General features: G+C 68.8%; 14 protein-coding genes and 1 tRNA gene. 8 read left to right on the top strand and 7 right to left on the bottom strand.

The features are described from left to right. Positions 1-49: 49 nt before the first annotated feature. The gene (locus tag AC1DW3_RS14995) at positions 50-2863 is read left to right on the top strand and encodes a valine--tRNA ligase (RefSeq protein ID WP_477932234.1); all 2814 of its coding nucleotides are present in this window, start codon (positions 50-52) and stop codon (positions 2861-2863) included. Between the two features lie 7 nt (positions 2864-2870). On the opposite strand, the gene AC1DW3_RS14990 is transcribed toward AC1DW3_RS14995, so the two are convergent. After that, entirely contained in the window at positions 2871-3821 is a 951-nt protein-coding gene (locus AC1DW3_RS14990) for an NAD(P)-dependent oxidoreductase (protein ID WP_477932233.1), read from the bottom strand. Positions 3822-3907: 86 nt separating this feature from the next. Here AC1DW3_RS14990 and galU point away from each other — a divergent pair, with 86 nt between their 5' ends. Then, positions 3908-4792 (top strand): UTP--glucose-1-phosphate uridylyltransferase GalU, encoded by an 885-nt coding sequence (gene galU / locus AC1DW3_RS14985; protein ID WP_477932231.1) that lies wholly within the window; start codon positions 3908-3910, stop codon positions 4790-4792. Positions 4793-4856: 64 nt separating this feature from the next. Here the strand turns inward: galU and AC1DW3_RS14980 are convergent, their stop codons facing one another. The 3 genes from AC1DW3_RS14980 to cysM are packed head-to-tail and all read right to left on the bottom strand — an operon-like array spanning position 4857 to position 6515. Beyond that, positions 4857-5084, bottom strand: a complete 228-nt coding sequence (locus AC1DW3_RS14980) for a sulfurtransferase TusA family protein (RefSeq protein ID WP_057299823.1) — start codon at positions 5082-5084, stop codon at positions 4857-4859. 4 nt (positions 5085-5088) lie between these two features. Then, a complete protein-coding gene (locus tag AC1DW3_RS14975; RefSeq protein WP_477932229.1) occupies positions 5089-5622 on the bottom strand; it encodes an NUDIX domain-containing protein in 534 nt (177 codons plus the stop codon). Beyond that, positions 5619-6515 carry a cysteine synthase CysM gene (cysM, locus tag AC1DW3_RS14970; RefSeq protein ID WP_477932227.1) on the bottom strand — a complete coding sequence of 299 codons (897 nt, stop codon included), beginning with the start codon at positions 6513-6515 and terminating at the stop codon, positions 5619-5621. The genes AC1DW3_RS14975 and cysM overlap by 4 nt, the downstream gene beginning before the upstream one ends. 94 nt (positions 6516-6609) lie before the next feature. Between cysM and AC1DW3_RS14965 the strand changes: the two genes are divergently transcribed. Both AC1DW3_RS14965 and AC1DW3_RS14960 read left to right on the top strand, forming a co-directional pair. Further along, positions 6610-6694: transfer RNA gene (locus tag AC1DW3_RS14965), tRNA-Leu, on the top strand. A 94-nt stretch (positions 6695-6788) separates the two neighbouring features. Next, positions 6789-7382, top strand: coding sequence for a rhomboid family intramembrane serine protease (locus AC1DW3_RS14960; RefSeq protein ID WP_477932225.1), 594 nt, complete (start codon positions 6789-6791; stop codon positions 7380-7382). 177 nt (positions 7383-7559) lie between these two features. On the opposite strand, the gene AC1DW3_RS14955 is transcribed toward AC1DW3_RS14960, so the two are convergent. Continuing rightward, on the bottom strand, positions 7560-8420 hold the full coding sequence (locus tag AC1DW3_RS14955; protein WP_477932223.1) for an NAD-dependent epimerase/dehydratase family protein: 861 nt from the start codon (positions 8418-8420) through the stop codon (positions 7560-7562). 72 nt (positions 8421-8492) lie between these two features. Here AC1DW3_RS14955 and AC1DW3_RS14950 point away from each other — a divergent pair, with 72 nt between their 5' ends. Together AC1DW3_RS14950 and AC1DW3_RS14945 are read left to right on the top strand one after the other, a co-directional pair. Next, complete coding sequence (locus tag AC1DW3_RS14950; protein WP_477932221.1) at positions 8493-9512, top strand: CDP-6-deoxy-delta-3,4-glucoseen reductase; 1020 nt, start codon at positions 8493-8495, stop codon at positions 9510-9512. Beyond that, complete coding sequence (locus AC1DW3_RS14945) at positions 9512-10240, top strand: 2OG-Fe dioxygenase family protein (RefSeq protein ID WP_477932219.1); 729 nt, start codon at positions 9512-9514, stop codon at positions 10238-10240. The genes AC1DW3_RS14950 and AC1DW3_RS14945 overlap by 1 nt, the downstream gene beginning before the upstream one ends. Before the next feature lie 4 nt (positions 10241-10244). On the opposite strand, the gene AC1DW3_RS14940 is transcribed toward AC1DW3_RS14945, so the two are convergent. Next, positions 10245-11972 carry a sensor histidine kinase gene (locus AC1DW3_RS14940; RefSeq protein WP_477932217.1) on the bottom strand — a complete coding sequence of 576 codons (1728 nt, stop codon included), beginning with the start codon at positions 11970-11972 and terminating at the stop codon, positions 10245-10247. Next, entirely contained in the window at positions 11969-12646 is a 678-nt protein-coding gene (locus AC1DW3_RS14935) for a LuxR C-terminal-related transcriptional regulator (protein ID WP_477932215.1), read from the bottom strand. The genes AC1DW3_RS14940 and AC1DW3_RS14935 overlap by 4 nt, the downstream gene beginning before the upstream one ends. A 168-nt stretch (positions 12647-12814) precedes the next feature. Here AC1DW3_RS14935 and AC1DW3_RS14930 point away from each other — a divergent pair, with 168 nt between their 5' ends. After that, entirely contained in the window at positions 12815-13870 is a 1056-nt protein-coding gene (locus tag AC1DW3_RS14930; RefSeq protein WP_477932213.1) for a Leu/Phe/Val dehydrogenase, read from the top strand. Between the two features lie 156 nt (positions 13871-14026). Continuing rightward, complete coding sequence (locus AC1DW3_RS14925; RefSeq protein ID WP_477932211.1) at positions 14027-15499, top strand: OmpP1/FadL family transporter; 1473 nt, start codon at positions 14027-14029, stop codon at positions 15497-15499.

Raw genomic sequence — 15499 nt, 5'->3', positions numbered from 1 at the left:
TCTACGGGGCGGCTTCCGCAAGGGGTCGCCCCGTTGGCTTTAGACCACCATGACCGAACTCGCCAAGTCCTTCGAACCCGCCGCCCTGGAAGCCCATTGGGGCCCCAAGTGGGAAGCCGCCGGCCTCTATGAGCCGACCCTGGACCAGGCCAAGCCCTCCTTCAGCATCCAGCTGCCGCCGCCGAACGTAACCGGCACGCTGCACATGGGCCACGCCTTCAACCAGACGGTGATGGACTCGCTGACGCGCTACCACCGCATGCTGGGCCACAACACGCTGTGGGTGCCGGGCACCGACCATGCCGGCATCGCCACGCAGATCGTCGTCGAGCGCCAGCTGCAGGCCGCGGGCACCAGCCGCCACGACCTGGGCCGCAAGAACTTCGTCGCCCGCGTCTGGGACTGGAAGCAGGAGAGCGGCAACACCATCACCGGCCAGATGCGCCGCCTGGGCGACTCGGTGAGCTGGGGCCATGAGTACTTCACGATGGACGAGAAGCTCTCAGGCGTCGTCGTCGAGACCTTTGTGCGCCTGTTCGAGGAAGGCCTGATCTACCGCGGCAAGCGCCTGGTGAGCTGGGACCCGGTGCTGCAGTCCGCCGTGTCGGACCTGGAAGTGACGAGCGAAGAGGAAGACGGCTCGCTGTGGCATATCCGCTATCCGCTGGCGGACGGCTCCGGCTCGCTGGTGGTCGCCACGACCCGCCCCGAGACCATGCTGGGCGATACGGCCGTCATGGTCCACCCCGAGGATGAGCGCTATGCCGCGCTGATCGGCAAGCTCGTGAAGCTGCCGCTGACGGACCGCGAGATTCCCGTCATCGCCGACGACTATGTGGACCGCGAGTTCGGCACCGGCGTCGTCAAGGTCACGCCGGCCCACGACACCAACGACTACGCCGTCGGCCAGCGCCACAAGCTGCCCATGATCGCGGTGCTGGACCTGCAGGCCAAGATCAACGACAACGCCCCCGAGACCTACCGCGGCCTGGACCGCTTCGTCGCCCGCAAGCGCGTGGTGGCCGACCTCGAGGCGCAAGGCCTGCTCGTCGAGGTCAAGAAGCACAAGCTGCAGGTGCCGCGCTGCGAGCGCACCGGCCAGGTCATCGAACCGATGCTGACCGACCAGTGGTTCGTTGCCGTCACCAAGCCGAGCGCCGATGGCAAGAGCATTGCCGACAAGGCCATCGCGGCCGTCGAGACCGGCGCCGTCAAGTTCCACCCCGAGCAGTGGGTCAACACCTACAACCACTGGATGGGCAATCTGCAGGACTGGTGCATCTCGCGCCAGCTGTGGTGGGGCCACCAGATCCCGGCCTGGTATGGCACGGGCGGTGAGCTCTTCGTCGCGCGCAGCGAGGACGAAGCCCAAGCCCGCGCCAAGGCCGCCGGCTACCTGGGCGAGCTGACCCGCGACCCCGACGTGCTGGACACCTGGTACTCCTCGGCGCTGGTGCCGTTCTCGACGCTGGGCTGGCCGCAGAAGACGCTGGAGCAGGAGCTCTTCCTGCCGTCCTCCGTGCTCGTCACCGGCTACGACATCATCTTCTTCTGGGTCGCCCGGATGATCATGATGACGACGCACTTCACCGGCCAGGTGCCCTTCAAGGACGTCTACATCCACGGCCTCGTGCGTGACTCGCAGGGCCAGAAGATGAGCAAGAGCGAGGGCAATGTGCTGGACCCGGTGGACCTGATCCAGGGTGTCGACCTCGACACGCTGATCCAGAAATCCACGCAGGGCCTGCGCAAGCCCGAGACGGCGCCCAAGGTGGCCGCCCGCGTGAAGAAGGAATTCCCCGAAGGCATGCCTGCCTATGGCGCCGACGCGCTGCGCTTCACGATGGCGTCGTACGCGAGCCTGGGCCGCAACATCAACTTCGACACCAAGCGCTGCGAGGGCTACCGCAACTTCTGCAACAAGCTCTGGAACGCCACGCGCTTCGTGCTGATGAACACCGAAGGCCAGGACTGCGGCCTCGCGCATGACCAAGGCGCCTGCCCGCCGGGCTACAACACCTTCAGCCAGGCCGACCGCTGGATCACCAGCGAGCTGCAACGCGTGGAAGCTGCCGCAGCCCAGGGCTTTGCCGAGTACCGCCTCGACAACGTCGCCAACAGCGTCTACAGCTTTGTCTGGGACGAGTACTGCGACTGGTACCTGGAAATCGCCAAGGTGCAGATCCAGACCGGCGGCGAGGCCGAGCAGCGCGCCACGCGCCGCACGCTGATCCGCGTGCTGGAGACGACGCTGCGCCTGCTGCACCCCATCGCGCCCTTCATCACCGAGGAGCTGTGGCAGACCGTCGCGCCCGTGGCCGGCCGCAAGGCGACCGACTTCATCGGCCAGGCGCCCTACCCCGTCAGCCAGCCGGAGCGCATCGATGCCAAGGCCGATGCCTGGATGGCCCAGCTCAAGGAAGTGGTCGGCATCACGCGCAGCCTGCGCGGCGAGATGGCCCTGAGCCCGAGCGACCGCGTGCCGCTGCTGGTGGGCGGCGATCTGTCCTTCATGWCCGAGGCGGCGGCCGTGCTCAAGGTGCTGGCCAAGCTCAGCGCCGTCGAGTTGATTGCCGATGACGCCGAGTTCGCCAGGCAGAGCGCCACCTCGCCCGTGCTGGTGCACGGCGCGGCCCGGCTGGCGCTGAAGGTCGAGATCGACGTCGAGGCCGAACGCGCCCGCCTGACCAAGGAAGCGACCCGCCTGGAAGGCGAGATCACCAAGGCCGAAGCCAAGCTGGGCAACGAGAGCTTTGTCGCCCGCGCCCCGGCCGCCGTCGTCGAGCAGGAGCGCGCCCGCGTGGCCGGCTTCAAGGAAACCGTGGCCCGCCTGCGCGAGCAGCTGGCCCGTCTCCCCGCCTGATTCCGGCTCAGTAGTGGTCGACGGCCTTCTTCGAGGCCGTCTTCTTCTTGCCCTTGGGCGGCACGCCCAGCAGCTCGTCGAGGCCGCGCGCCACCGCCCACGCGGCGCGCACGCGCGACTCCCGCGTCGTGCCCGCCAGCCGTGGCGTGACCTGCAGCGTCGAGAGGCCATGCAGGGGTCGGCCCGCCTCCAGCCAGCCCGGCTCCAGGCTGTCAAACCAGGCTGCGCGCAGCTTGCCGTTGCGCAGGGCCCGGCCCAGCGCCGCCTCGTCGACGACGCCCGACTGGCTCAGGCCGACCAGCACCTGACCCACCCGCACGTTCTCCAGCTGCCGGTCGCCGATGAGGCCGCGAAAGCGCGGGAAATAGGGCTGAAGCAGCACCAGGCCGTCGCTGTGCTCGACGAGTTCGCTCAGGGAAACCGCGTCCATGCCCCAGCGCGCCCAGGTCGCATCGCTCGGATGCAGGCCCGGGTCGTAGCCGACGACGCGAGAACCGAAGGCATGCAGCAACTGCGTCAGCACCTGGGCCGTGGGTGTCAGGCCCAGCACGCCGATGGTCGAACAACCCAGTTCGCGTCCCACCTTCAGGCCGTCGCTGCCCTCGATGGGCACACGGCGCAGCAGGCTGAGCAGCGCGCCGATGACGAATTCCGCCTCGGCGCTGGCCGTGGAGGACTGGGAGCGCACGACCTCCACGCCCGCCTTGCGGCAGGCCTCGATGTCGATGTTCTCGGCGCCACCACTGGCGCGGCCGATGGCACGCAAGCCTGGCGCACCGCGCAGCAGCTCGGCGTCGATGCGCACTTCAGGCGGCGCCACCAGGGCGCGTGAATCCTGCAAGGCCTCGATCAGGCCTTCCGGATCGCCTACCAGTTCAGGCGCAAAGCGGGCGTCGTGGCGCTCGGCCAGCCACTGCACGACCTCGGCTTCCAACGGTTCCAGGATCAGGACTGTCATGTTTGGGATAGGGAGGGCGTCCTACGCTGACCGTCATGCCCCGCGTGACAAAATCCGCGCGCCCCCCGTCAAACGAGTTTACGTTCATGGCCTCTTCGCCCAAATCGCCGATCACCAAAGCCATCTTCCCGGTCGCGGGCCTCGGCACGCGCTTCCTGCCGGCCACCAAGGCCCAGCCCAAGGAGATGCTGCCGGTCGTCGACAAGCCGCTGATCCAGTACGCGGTCGAAGAAGCCTATGCCGCCGGCGTGCGCGAGATGATCTTCGTGACCGGCCGCCACAAGCGCCCGATCGAGGATCACTTCGACATGACCTTCGAGCTCGAGGTCGCCCTGGAGCAGGCGGGCAAGCAGGATCTGCTGGACGTCGTGCGCTCGGTCAAGCCCGATGACATGGAGTGCATCTATGTGCGCCAGGCCCAGGCCCTGGGCCTCGGGCACGCCGTGCTGTGCGGCCAGCGCCTGGTGGGCAACGAGCCCTTCGCCGTGCTGCTGGCCGATGACCTGATGGTCGGCGACACCCCCATCCTCAAGCAGATGGTCGAGCAGTTCGCCGACTGGCGTGCCTCCATCCTGGCCGTGCAGGAAGTGCCGGCCGAACACACCCGCCGCTACGGCATCGTCGCCGGCACCCACGTCAACGACCAGCTGATGGACGTGAACCGCATCGTCGAGAAGCCGGCTCCGGAAGACGCACCGTCACGCCTGGGCGTGGCCGGCCGCTACATCCTGACGCCCGGCGTCTTCCACGAGATCGCCAACCAGCCGCGCGGCGTGGGTGGCGAGATCCAGCTGACCGACGGCATCGCCGGCCTGCTGCGCCGTGAAAAGGTGTTCGCCTACCGCTACGACGGCAAGCGCTACGACTGCGGCAGCAAGGAAGGCTTTCTGCAGGCCAATGTCGAACTGGCCCTGGCCCACCCGCAACTGGGCCCGGGCTTCAAGGAATTCCTGCAGGGCCTGAATCTCTAAGGCTTTGCGGGACAGACCGACCGAGCGCAGCGAGTAGCTCTGTCCTCAACTGACCAGGGCCTGCTCAGCGTCTGCGCAGCACATGAATGAACTCGTCGGCCCGGGTTTCCTGGGCCACGAGTTCATTGCCCGTCTGGCGTGCAAAGGCCTGGAAGTCGCGCGTCGAGCTCGGGTCGGTTGCGACCACCCGCAGCAGCTCGCCACTTTGCATCTCAGCCAGCGCCTTCTTGGCCTTGAGGATGGGCAAGGGGCAGTTCAGGCCCCGGGTGTCGATCTCGCGTTGGACGTCCATGGCGTCATTCTCGCTTGAGGTCGAGCCATTGGGGTTCGATGCCCTTTGACCGCAGCCAGGTCGCCAGCGCCTGGCCCGTGCCCTGCGGCCAGCAGCGCACGTCTTCGGGGGCGATCAGCTTGTACTCGGCCAGCTCGGGCGACAGGCGGATGTCGCCGCGCGCCGCCGCATGGTAGGCAATGATGATCTGGTTCATGCGCTGGAAATCCCAGACGCCGAGCAGGTTCAGTGAATCGACCTCCAGCGAGGTCTCCTCGGCGATCTCGCGGCGGATGCCGTCCTCGGGTGTCTCGCCGGACTCCATGAAGCCCGTGATCAGCCCGAAGAAGCGCCCCGGCCAGGCGGCATTGCGCGCCAGCAGCACCTGGCCCTCGCGGTCCGTGCATTCGATGACGGCGGCCAGCACCGGCGTCGGGTTGTTCCAGTGCGTGAAGCCGCAGGCCGGGCAGCGCAGGCGCTCCTTGTCCCCACCGTCCTCGGCCTGCGTGATGAGGGCCAGCTCGGTCGCGCAGTCCGGGCAGAAGCGGTAAGGCTTCATGCAGGAAACACGCCCGTGGACAGATAGCGATCGCCACGATCGCAGACGATGAAGGCGATGGTCGCGTTCTCGACGCGGCGCGCGATCTGCAGCGCCACCCAGCAGGCGCCCGCGGCCGAGATGCCGGCGAACAGGCCTTCCTCGCGGGCCAGCCGGCGCGCCATGTCTTCGGCGTCGCTCTGCCCCACCAGCACCAGTTCGTCGATGCCGCTCGGGTCGTAGATCTTGGGCATATAGGCCTCGGGCCATTTGCGGATGCCGGGGATGCGCGAGCCCTCGGCCGGCTGGGCGCCGACGATGCGCACGGCCGGGTTCTTTTCCTTCAGGAAGCGCGACACGCCGGTGATGGTGCCCGTCGTGCCCATGGCGCTGACGAAATGCGTGATGCGCCCACCCGTGTCCTGCCACAGCTCGGGGCCGGTCGTCTCGTAATGGGCGCGCGGGTTGTCGGCATTGGCGAATTGGTCCAGCACCCGGCCCTTGCCTTCGCCGGCCATCTGCTCGGCCAGGTCGCGGGCGTATTCCATGCCGCCGGTCTTGGGCGTCAGGATGAGTTCGGCGCCAAAGGCCTTCATGGTCTGGGCGCGCTCGATGGAAAGGTCCTCCGGCATGATCAGCACCATGCGGTAGCCGCGGATGGCCGCCGCCATGGCCAGCGCGATGCCGGTATTGCCCGAGGTCGCCTCGATCAGCGTGTCGCCCGGCTTGATCTCGCCGCGTTCCTCGGCACGCTTGATCATGCTGATGGCGGGTCTGTCCTTCACGGAGCCGGCCGGGTTGTTGCCCTCCAGCTTGGCCAGGATCACGTTGCCACGCGCATCGGCGCCGAGCAGGCGCTGCAGCCTCACCAGGGGCGTGGCGCCGATGACGTCTTCGAGGGTCGGATAGCTCATGGCGGCGATTGTGGCAGCGCGATCAAAGACCGACCCTTAGCGAGTGCATAATCCAGCCCCTCGCTGCAACGGCGAGAAAAGCTGTTTCCGACGGGCCTCGGTGGCGAAATCGGTAGACGCAGGGGACTCAAAATCCCCCGCCGCAAGGTGTGCCGGTTCGAGTCCGGCCCGAGGCACCAAACGAAACAGCACGCCAACCCCTGGCATACTCAAAACGGTAAGCACCGGCCCTCCTGGTGCAGGCGCCCTCCCCTGGCGCAAACCGCGCGACTCATGCCCCCGCTGCCTTCGGTCACCAAAGCCTTCATCCTGGCCTGCGTCGGTGCTTTCTGCTTTTTCTATCTTTTCCCCTTCCTGGCGCCGTGGTTCGAGCTGTGGCCGCTGAAGTCGGGTGCCTTCCTGCCCTGGCAGCTGCTTAGCTACGTCTTCCTGCACGGCAGCTTCACGCATCTGCTGTTCAACATGCTCGGCCTGTGGATGTTCGGCGGCGAGTTGGAGCGGGTCTGGGGACCCAAGCGCTATCTGCAGATCTTGATCGCCAGCGCGCTGACCGCCGCACTGGTGCAGTTGCTGTTCACCTGGGTCACGAACGCCAACTCGCCCACGGTAGGCGCCTCGGGCGCGATCTTCGGCCTGCTGCTGTCCTTCGGCATGCTGTTCCCCAACCGCATCATCGTGCCGCTGATCCCTCCCATCCCGATGAAGGCCAAGTACTTCGTCGCGATCTTCGGCGGCCTGGAACTCATCCTTGGCTCCCGCATATTCGATTTCGGCCCGCCCAACGTGGCCCACTTCGCCCACCTGGGCGGCATGTTGGGCGCCTGGCTGTTGATCCGCCACTGGCGCTCGCCGCGCCGGCGCGGGTAGGGTCCGCTAGCGCCACATCAGCGGGCCGCGTTGTGGCCAGAAAGCCCGCGAGCAAGGCGCGGAACGAAGCTTGGGTAGGCCCCMAGCGAGGCTTCGCAACGCAGCGCGCGGGCTTTCTGGCCACAACCCGAAGGGAAGGCCATCCGTCAGGAGCCACTGCCGTGACGCGAACGGGCCCTATAGGCCGTCCTTCGGCGTCGGGTAGCGCAGCCGCAGCCGCAGTTCGCGCTTGAGGCGGGCGTTGCCCAGGCGGCGCGATTCGCTCCAGAAGCTCAGCTGCATGGCCGACATCCTTTCGGCTGCTTCGGCGCGGCTGATGCGCTCGGGTCGCGGCAGACCGGTCAGGTCGGCGGCCAGGTCGAAGTAGTCGCCCATCAGCAGCTGGCTGTCATCGCAGACATTGACGGCGCGCTGAGGCAGGCCGCGCAGCAGCGCGAGCAGGCAGGCATGGGCCAGGTCGTCGGCGTGGATGTGGTTGGTGAAGACATCGTCCTTGCGCCGCAGCACCGGCGTGCCACGCGCCAGGCGCTCACGGGGATGACCACCCTCGCGGTCGCGGGCGTAGATGCCGGGGATGCGCAGCAGGCTGACGCGCGTGCCGTGGCGGCGGCCGAAGGCGCGCAGCTGGGCTTCGGCGTCGACGCGGCGGCGGGCGCGGTCGGTCGACGGCTCGAGGGCCCGCGTCTCGTCGATCAAGGCGCCGGCGCAATCGCCGTAGACGCCGGTCGTGCTGGCGTAGACCAGCGCCGCCGGCGCCTTGCGCGCGAGGGCCGAGAGAAGGTGGCGGGTTCGCAGGTCCGCCTCGCCATCGCGAGCCGGTGGTGCGAGGTGCAGCACGAGATCGGCCAGGCCGGCCAGGCGGGCCAAGGTCGCCGGCTCGTCCAGATTGCCGACCAGCGGCACGGCACCCGCAGCGCGCAAGGCGTCGGCCCGCGACGGGCTGGACGTCAGCGCGAACACCCGCCAGCGACCGGCCAGCAGCTTCAACACGCGCAGACCGACGTCACCGCAACCAATGATCAAGAGTCGGGATTTCATGCCTCGGGCAAAATGCGGCGCAGTCTACGGCCCCGGGCATCTCGTGCGGGGCCGCTGCCTTTTCGGAAGCTCATGTCCCATCAGATCACCATCCAGCCCGCCGGCCGCGTCTACCAGACCGAGGGCGACGACACCCTGCTCGCCGCAGCCATCCGCAATGGCGTCGGCCTGCCCTATGGCTGCAAGGACGGCGCCTGCGGCTCCTGCAAGAGCAAGCTGCTGGAGGGCGCCGTCATCCACGGCAACCACCAGCCCAAGGCGCTGTCGGCTGAGGAAGAGGCCGCCGGCTTCGTGCTGACCTGCTGCGCCCGCCCCCAGACCGACTGCACCATCGAAGCCCGCACGGTCCCTGGCGCCGGCGAGTTCCCGGTGCTGAAGCTGCCCAGCCGCGTGACCACCATCCTGCGCCCCGCTGCCGACGTCGCCGTGCTGACGATGCAACTCGCCGCCAACCAGAACTTCCAGTTCCGCGCCGGCCAGTACGTCGAGTTCATCCTGCGCGACGGCTCGCGCCGCAGCTACTCGATGGCCAATGCGCCGCACAGCCTGCCCGGCCAGATCGAACTGCACATCCGCCACATGCCCGGCGGCAAGTTCACCGACCACGTCTTCGGCGCGCTGAAGGAGAAGGACATCCTGCGCATGGAAGGCCCCTTCGGCAGCTTCTTCCTGCGCGAGGACAGCGAAAAACCCATCGTGCTGCTGGCCAGCGGCACGGGCTTCGCGCCCATCAAGGCCATCATCGAGCGCGCCCGCCACATCGAGTCGACCCGGCCCATGGTGCTGTACTGGGGCGCGCGCAAGCAGGCCGACCTCTACCTGAACGACTGGGCCGCGCAGGCCGCCGCCGAGTGGCCACAGCTGACTTATGTGCCCGTGCTGTCGGAGCCCGATGCCGGTTGGACGGGCCGCACCGGCTTCGTCCACCGTGCCGTCATGCAGGACCAGCCCGATCTCTCCGGCCACCAGGTCTATGCCTGCGGCGTGCCCATCATGGTCGAGTCCGCTCACAAGGACTTCGTCGCGCAGTGCAAGCTGCCTGACGAGGAGTTCTATGCGGATGCCTTCACCTCTGAAGCAGACAAGCACTGATGTTCGAGCCGCCATGGACCGCTGCCGCTGAGGTCGTCGACGCGCTGAGGCGCGACGGCGAGGCCGTGCTGTCGCCGAGCTCGCTGAGCGTGCTCGGTGCATCGGCGACCGATCTCGATGCCCTCAAGCCCTGCTGGGACGACCTGCCGCTCGATGGCTATCTGCGCGACGGCGGCCGCTACCGCTTCCGCCGCCACGGCTGCTTCGTCGCCGACGGCGGCACGCTGACTCTTCAACCCCATCGCGCCCACTGGCAGCCGCTGGACTACAACGCCCTGCACGGCGGCATCCAGCGCTGGTTCGTGCCGCTGGCTCAGGAGATGGTCACCTCGCCTGCATGGACCGCGCTGCTGCTGGGCCTGGCCAGGACCGCCTCGGCGTTGAAGGGCGAGCAGCCCTGGTTCATCGAGGCCCATCCCTTTCGCATCGACACCAGCGACGGCATCGGCCGCCCGACGCCCGAGGGCGCTCACCGCGACGGCGTCGACCTGGTGGCCGTGCTCTTCGTCGGCCGCCACGGCATCAAGGGTGGCGAATCGCGTGTCTTCGACGCCGACGGCCCGGCGGGCCAGCGCTTCACGATGACCCAGCCCTGGACGACGCTGCTGCTGGACGACGCCCGCGTCATCCACGAGACCACGCCCATCCAGCCGCTGGTCGCCGGCGAGCGCGGCTGGCGCGACACCCTGGTCCTCACGTTGCGCAGTGGCGGCTTCCAGGGGCCCTGAGCCGTCAGACGGGCGCCTTGGCCAGCAGCCGCCGCACCGCCTGCACCAGCAAGGCGTCGTTGACCGGCTTGTGCAGCACCTCCAGACCGCTGCGGGCGAGCGCGGCCAGGCGGTCCGGCGCGGTATCGCCGGTGATGATGAGGGCGGGCGCCTCGCAGCCTTCGGCGCGCAGCGCGGCGATCAGCTCGGCGCCGGTTTTCTCGTCACCGAGACGGTAGTCGGCGAGCACGAGGTCCGGCCGATAGCCGCCGCGCCAGACGCTCAGCGCCTCGCCCGAGGCTGAAGCCGTCCGCACCGTCGAACCCCTGGCCTCCAGGCGCGCCTTCAAGGCCTGCTGGACATCGACATCGTCATCGACGACGAGGAACTTCAGCGCTGCCGGCAAGCGGTCCGACGCATCCTCGGCAACCGCCGCGACGGGCCCCGACCCGCCACCGGCCGCCGCCAGCTCGAACTCGAAGCGGCTGCCCTGGCCCGGCATGCTGCTCAACCGCAATGAACTGCCGAGGCGCTCGGCGTGGCGCCGCGCGATGGACAGCCCCAGGCCCACGCCCTTGTCGCCGGCACGCGCGGCATTGCCGATCTGGAAGAAGTCGTCGAAGACCTGATGCTGGTCGGCAGGGGCGATGCCGATGCCGGTGTCACTGACGCTGACATGCCAGCGCCCGGGCGCTCCGGCCTCGGCCGCCAGCGTCACCGTGCCGGCCGGCGTGAACTTGATCGCGTTGGCCACCAGGTTGTCGAGGATGCGCCGCAGCGCGGCCTCGTTGCCCAAGGCGAGGGTCGCGACCTCGGGCGCATCGACCACCACGGCCAAGCCGCGCTCGCGGGCCTGGGGCGCCCAGGCCTCGGCCGTCTGCTGCAACAGCGCCCTCAGGTCGACGGCGCTCAGCGGCAAGGCCGCCTCATGCGCCTCCAGCCGCGAGATCTCCAGGTACTGCGCCAGCAGCGGGTCGGCGCGCGCCATCGCCCGGGCGATGCCCTCACCAATCTGCTTCAGCCCCGCATGATCCAGCTGCCGGGCGTGCTCCTCGACGGCCTCGCCATACCAGCGCATCACGGCGATGGGCTGGCGCAAATCGTGGCTGGCCGCGGCGAAGAAGCGCCCCCGGGCCACGATGGCCTCCTCGGCCCGGTCGCGCTCCACGCGCAGCTGTTCGGCCCAGGTCATCTCGCGGGCCAGCACGGCGCCGTAGTCCCGCACATAGGAACGCAGCACGAAGAAGAACATGGCCAGCAGCAGCGCGATCGCAACGCCTTCGACATCGGCGCGCGCCAGCCACACGCCGCAAAAAGCCAGGAACAGCGGTGCCGCCCAGACGTCGTAGAGGTGCATCAGGCCCGCCAGATTGGGTGCGCCACCCACCGTCAGGCCCAGCATGACCATGGTGATCAGGTAGAGGCCTTGCGCGTCATGACCCAGCAGCGTCAGCAGCACCGGGACCGGTCGCAGCAGGCCGATGGCCACCAGCCAGTTGAAAGCAATGCGGCTGACCCGCTGCGCTTCCTCCTCGGTGACGGCGGACAGCTTGGGCAACTGCCAGCTGCGCGCGAGGTTGACGCCCGTCATGACCACGAACCAGGCGGCCGCGGCAGTCGCCAGGCCATCGCGCCACAGCACCCAGGCCACAAGGGCATGCGCCAGCGTGATGGGCCACTGCGCCCGCAGCACCTGAGCACGCGCCATGACCAGCCGGCGCGCCAGCGCCGACTGCGCCGTTTCAGGCGTCATGCCTGGCCGCCACCGACGACACGGAACACCGCCTCGCCGCGCCTTTGCGCCCCCACCGCGGCCAGCACGCCGCGCACATGGGTGTGCACGGTGTTGACGCCAATGTCGAGTTCGCGGGCGATCTCCTTGTTGCTGGCGCCGCGCAACATGACGCGAAACACCTCGGCCTGGCGTTCGGTCAGCGCGGGGAAGCGCAGTTGCAGGGCGACCACGTCATCGGCAGAGGGCGGCGTGTCCTGCGGCGGCACGGTCGCCACATGCGCGCGCTGTTGCAAGGCCCGGTCCAGCAGGAAAACGCCGCCGCCCAGGGCAATCCTGATGGCCTCCAGCAGCGTGGCGCCACTGGCGCGCTTGGGCACGAAGCCGGCGAGCCCCAGGTCAAACACCCGCTGCGGCCAGGGCGTCGGGTCACCGCCCGACACCACCAGGATGGGCGCCCGCGACCCGGCCGCGCGCAGGGCTTCGATCACCGCCCGGCCGTCCTGTGGCCGCCCGTCCGCCCCCGTCAGATGCCAGTCCAGCAGCGTCAGCTCATAGGGCACGTTCGCGGCCAGCTCGACGGCCACCGCCAGCTCAGCCGTCTTGTCCAGGCTGAGGTCGGGCATGCTCACCTGGAGGAAAGCCTCCAGCCCCTCCAGCACCAGATCCTCGTCGTCGATCAACAGGGCCCGCACGTCCAACTCCCCTTGGCGCTGTCGTCCGCGCCTATGTCGTCATGGGTGCGAAGGTTAACCGCGCTGCGGGCCTGCCGAGGCCGCGGCGGGTGGTCCCTTAAAATCGCCGCCGGCTGCGCCAAAAGCGTGGCTGCCCTCCCTCACTGCCGCGCCAAAAGCGCCCAACGCATGAACCCGACCTCCCTCTTCGGCCTGCCCGAGCAAGCTGCCCATGAGCGCGTGCTGCTCGCCACCGACCCAGCCACCGGCCTCAAGGCCATCCTCGCCGTGCACAGCACCGCCCGCGGCCCCGCCTTCGGCGGCTGCCGCCTGTGGCACTACGAATCCGAAGCCGCGGCGCTGAACGACGCGCTGCGCCTGTCCCAGGGCATGAGCCTGAAGAACGCGCTGGCCGACCTGCCCTTCGGCGGCGGCAAGGCCGTCATCCTGAAGCCCGAGGGCGCCTTCGACCGCCCGGCCCTGTTCGCCGCCTTCGGCCGCGCCGTGCAGTCGCTGCAAGGCGCCTACATCACGGCTGAAGACGTCGGCACCACCACCGCCGACATGCGTGGCATGCAGGCCGTGACGCCCTTCGTCAGCGGCATCCCGCGCGAAGCCGCCTTCGGTGGCGACCCCAGCCCCAAGACGGCCTGGGGCGTGTTCGTCTCCATCCAGGCCGGCGCCCGCCTCGTGCTGGGCCGCAATTCGCTGGAAGGCGTGCGCGTCGCGCTGCAGGGCTTGGGCGCGGTGGGCTGGCATCTGGCCGAGTTCCTGCACAAGGCCGGCGCCAAGCTGGTCGTGGCTGACGTGGACGCCGCCAAGGTCGAGCGCGCGGTGGCGCAGTTCGGCGCCACAGCCGCCAGCGTGGCGGACATCCTGGCTGCCGACGTCGACGTGCTGGCGCCCTGCGCACTGGGCGCCTCGCTGAACGAGAAGACGGTGCCGACGCTGCGCGCCAAGCTGATCGCCGGCGCGGCCAACAACCAGCTCGCCACGCCGGACGACGGCGACGCGCTGCAGCGCCGCGGCATCTGCTACCTGCCCGACTACCTGGTGAATGCCGGCGGCATCATCAGCGTGGCCCGCGAGTACCGCAATGAGGGCGAAGAGACCGCCGTGATGGCCGAGGTCAGCAAGATCGCCGAGCGCGTCGAAGAGCTGCTGCAGCGCGTGCAGACTGCCGACTCGACGCCCGCCCGCGTGGCCGATGACTGGGCGCGCTCCAAGCTCGTGCGTCTGGCCTGAGTCCAGCCCCTAAGTTGGCTGGGCGGTTGCGCCCAGCCAACACCTAGAGAGCTCTCCCCAGTCCAGGGTTTGTCTCGACCGGTTTTGTCCTCGACGTGACACGACCGATGCGCACAATTCGCATCGGTTACGCACGATTACGGAGACAAATACATCATGAAGACCCCACGTCCCGCGGGCGCGCTGCGCCCGTTGCTGGTCGCCATGGCGCTGCTGCCACTGGCCCTGACGGCCGAGGCCGCCGGCTACCGCTTCGGCACCCAGAGCGCCGCTGCCGAAGGCACGGCCAATGCCAACGGCGCCGAGGCCGCCGACGCCAGCACGCTGTTCGCCAACCCCGCCGGCATGACAAGGCTCAGCGGCTGGAACTTCTCCGGCGTCATCGACTACGTCGACCCCAAGACCAAGTTCACCGACCAGGGCTCCTACATTTCCCTGCCCGGCACCGGCCTGCAGTCGCGCCCGACCGGCACCACCGGTGACACGATGAGCTTCGCCAAGGCCGCCGTCGTGCCCCATATGTATGCCTCCTACAGGGCTTCCGACACGCTGGCCTACGGCGTCGGCTTCTTCGTGCCCTGGGGCACCAAGCTCGAGTACCGCGATGACTGGGGCGGCCGCTACAACCTGCAGAAGGTCGAACTGAAGTCCTTCGCGCTGAACCCCAATGTCGCGTGGAAGGCCACGCCCGAGCTGTCGCTGGCCGGCGGCATCAACCTGCAATACATGGAAGGCAAGCTCAAGCGCGCTGTGCCCTACGCCTCGGCCTATGCCAAGGGCCTGCTCGGTGCCGCACAACAGGCCGCCGCGGCCGGCGCGCCGGGCCTGGCCCTGCAGCTGCAGCAGCAGGCGGCTGTCATCTTCGGCAACAGCGCTTATGACGGCTCTATCGCCGTCGAGGGCAAGGACTGGGGCCTGGGCTTCAACCTGTCCGCGCTGTGGGAGCCGGCCGCCGGCACGCGCGTGGGCCTGGCCTACCGCAGCAGCGTCAGTCACAAGCTCAAGGGGACGGCCGACTGGACGCAGCCGAGCAACCTGCCGCCCGAAGTGCTCGCCGCGATCACCGGCAAGCCCTACAACGGCACGTCGGCGCTGGACCACAACGACTCCGACGTCAGCCTTGCCGTGCGCACGCCCGAGTCTGTCTCGCTGCACGGCTTCCAGCAGCTGACGCCGACCATCGCCGTGATGGCCGATTTCACCTGGACGCGCGACTCGCGCCTGCAGCAGTTGCGCATCGATTTCGCCAACTCGACGGCCGACTCCATCACGCCCGAGCACTGGAAGGACAGCACCAAGGTGTCCGTCGGCGCGCATTGGCAGGCCCTGCCGTCGCTGCTGCTGCGGGCCGGCTACAGCAAGGACCTGTCGCCGGTGCCCTCGGCCACGCGCAGCCCGGCCCTGCCCGATGCCCACCGCACCTGGGTCGCCCTGGGAGCCAACCTGGCCGTGACGGACAGCGCCAGCGTCGACTTCTCCTTCGGCAAGGTGAAGCTGAAGGACGCCGCGATGAACGCGACCGATGACGCCGAGGGCGAGACGCCGTGCAACTGCTCCTACGCAACCGCGCGCGGCAACTACACCACCAAGGCCACCATCTTCGGTGTCCAGTTCAACTACAAGTTCTGA

The sequence above is a fragment of the Roseateles sp. P2_H4 genome (assembly GCF_056403315.1).
This window is presented reverse-complemented; position numbering and strand designations above follow the sequence as displayed.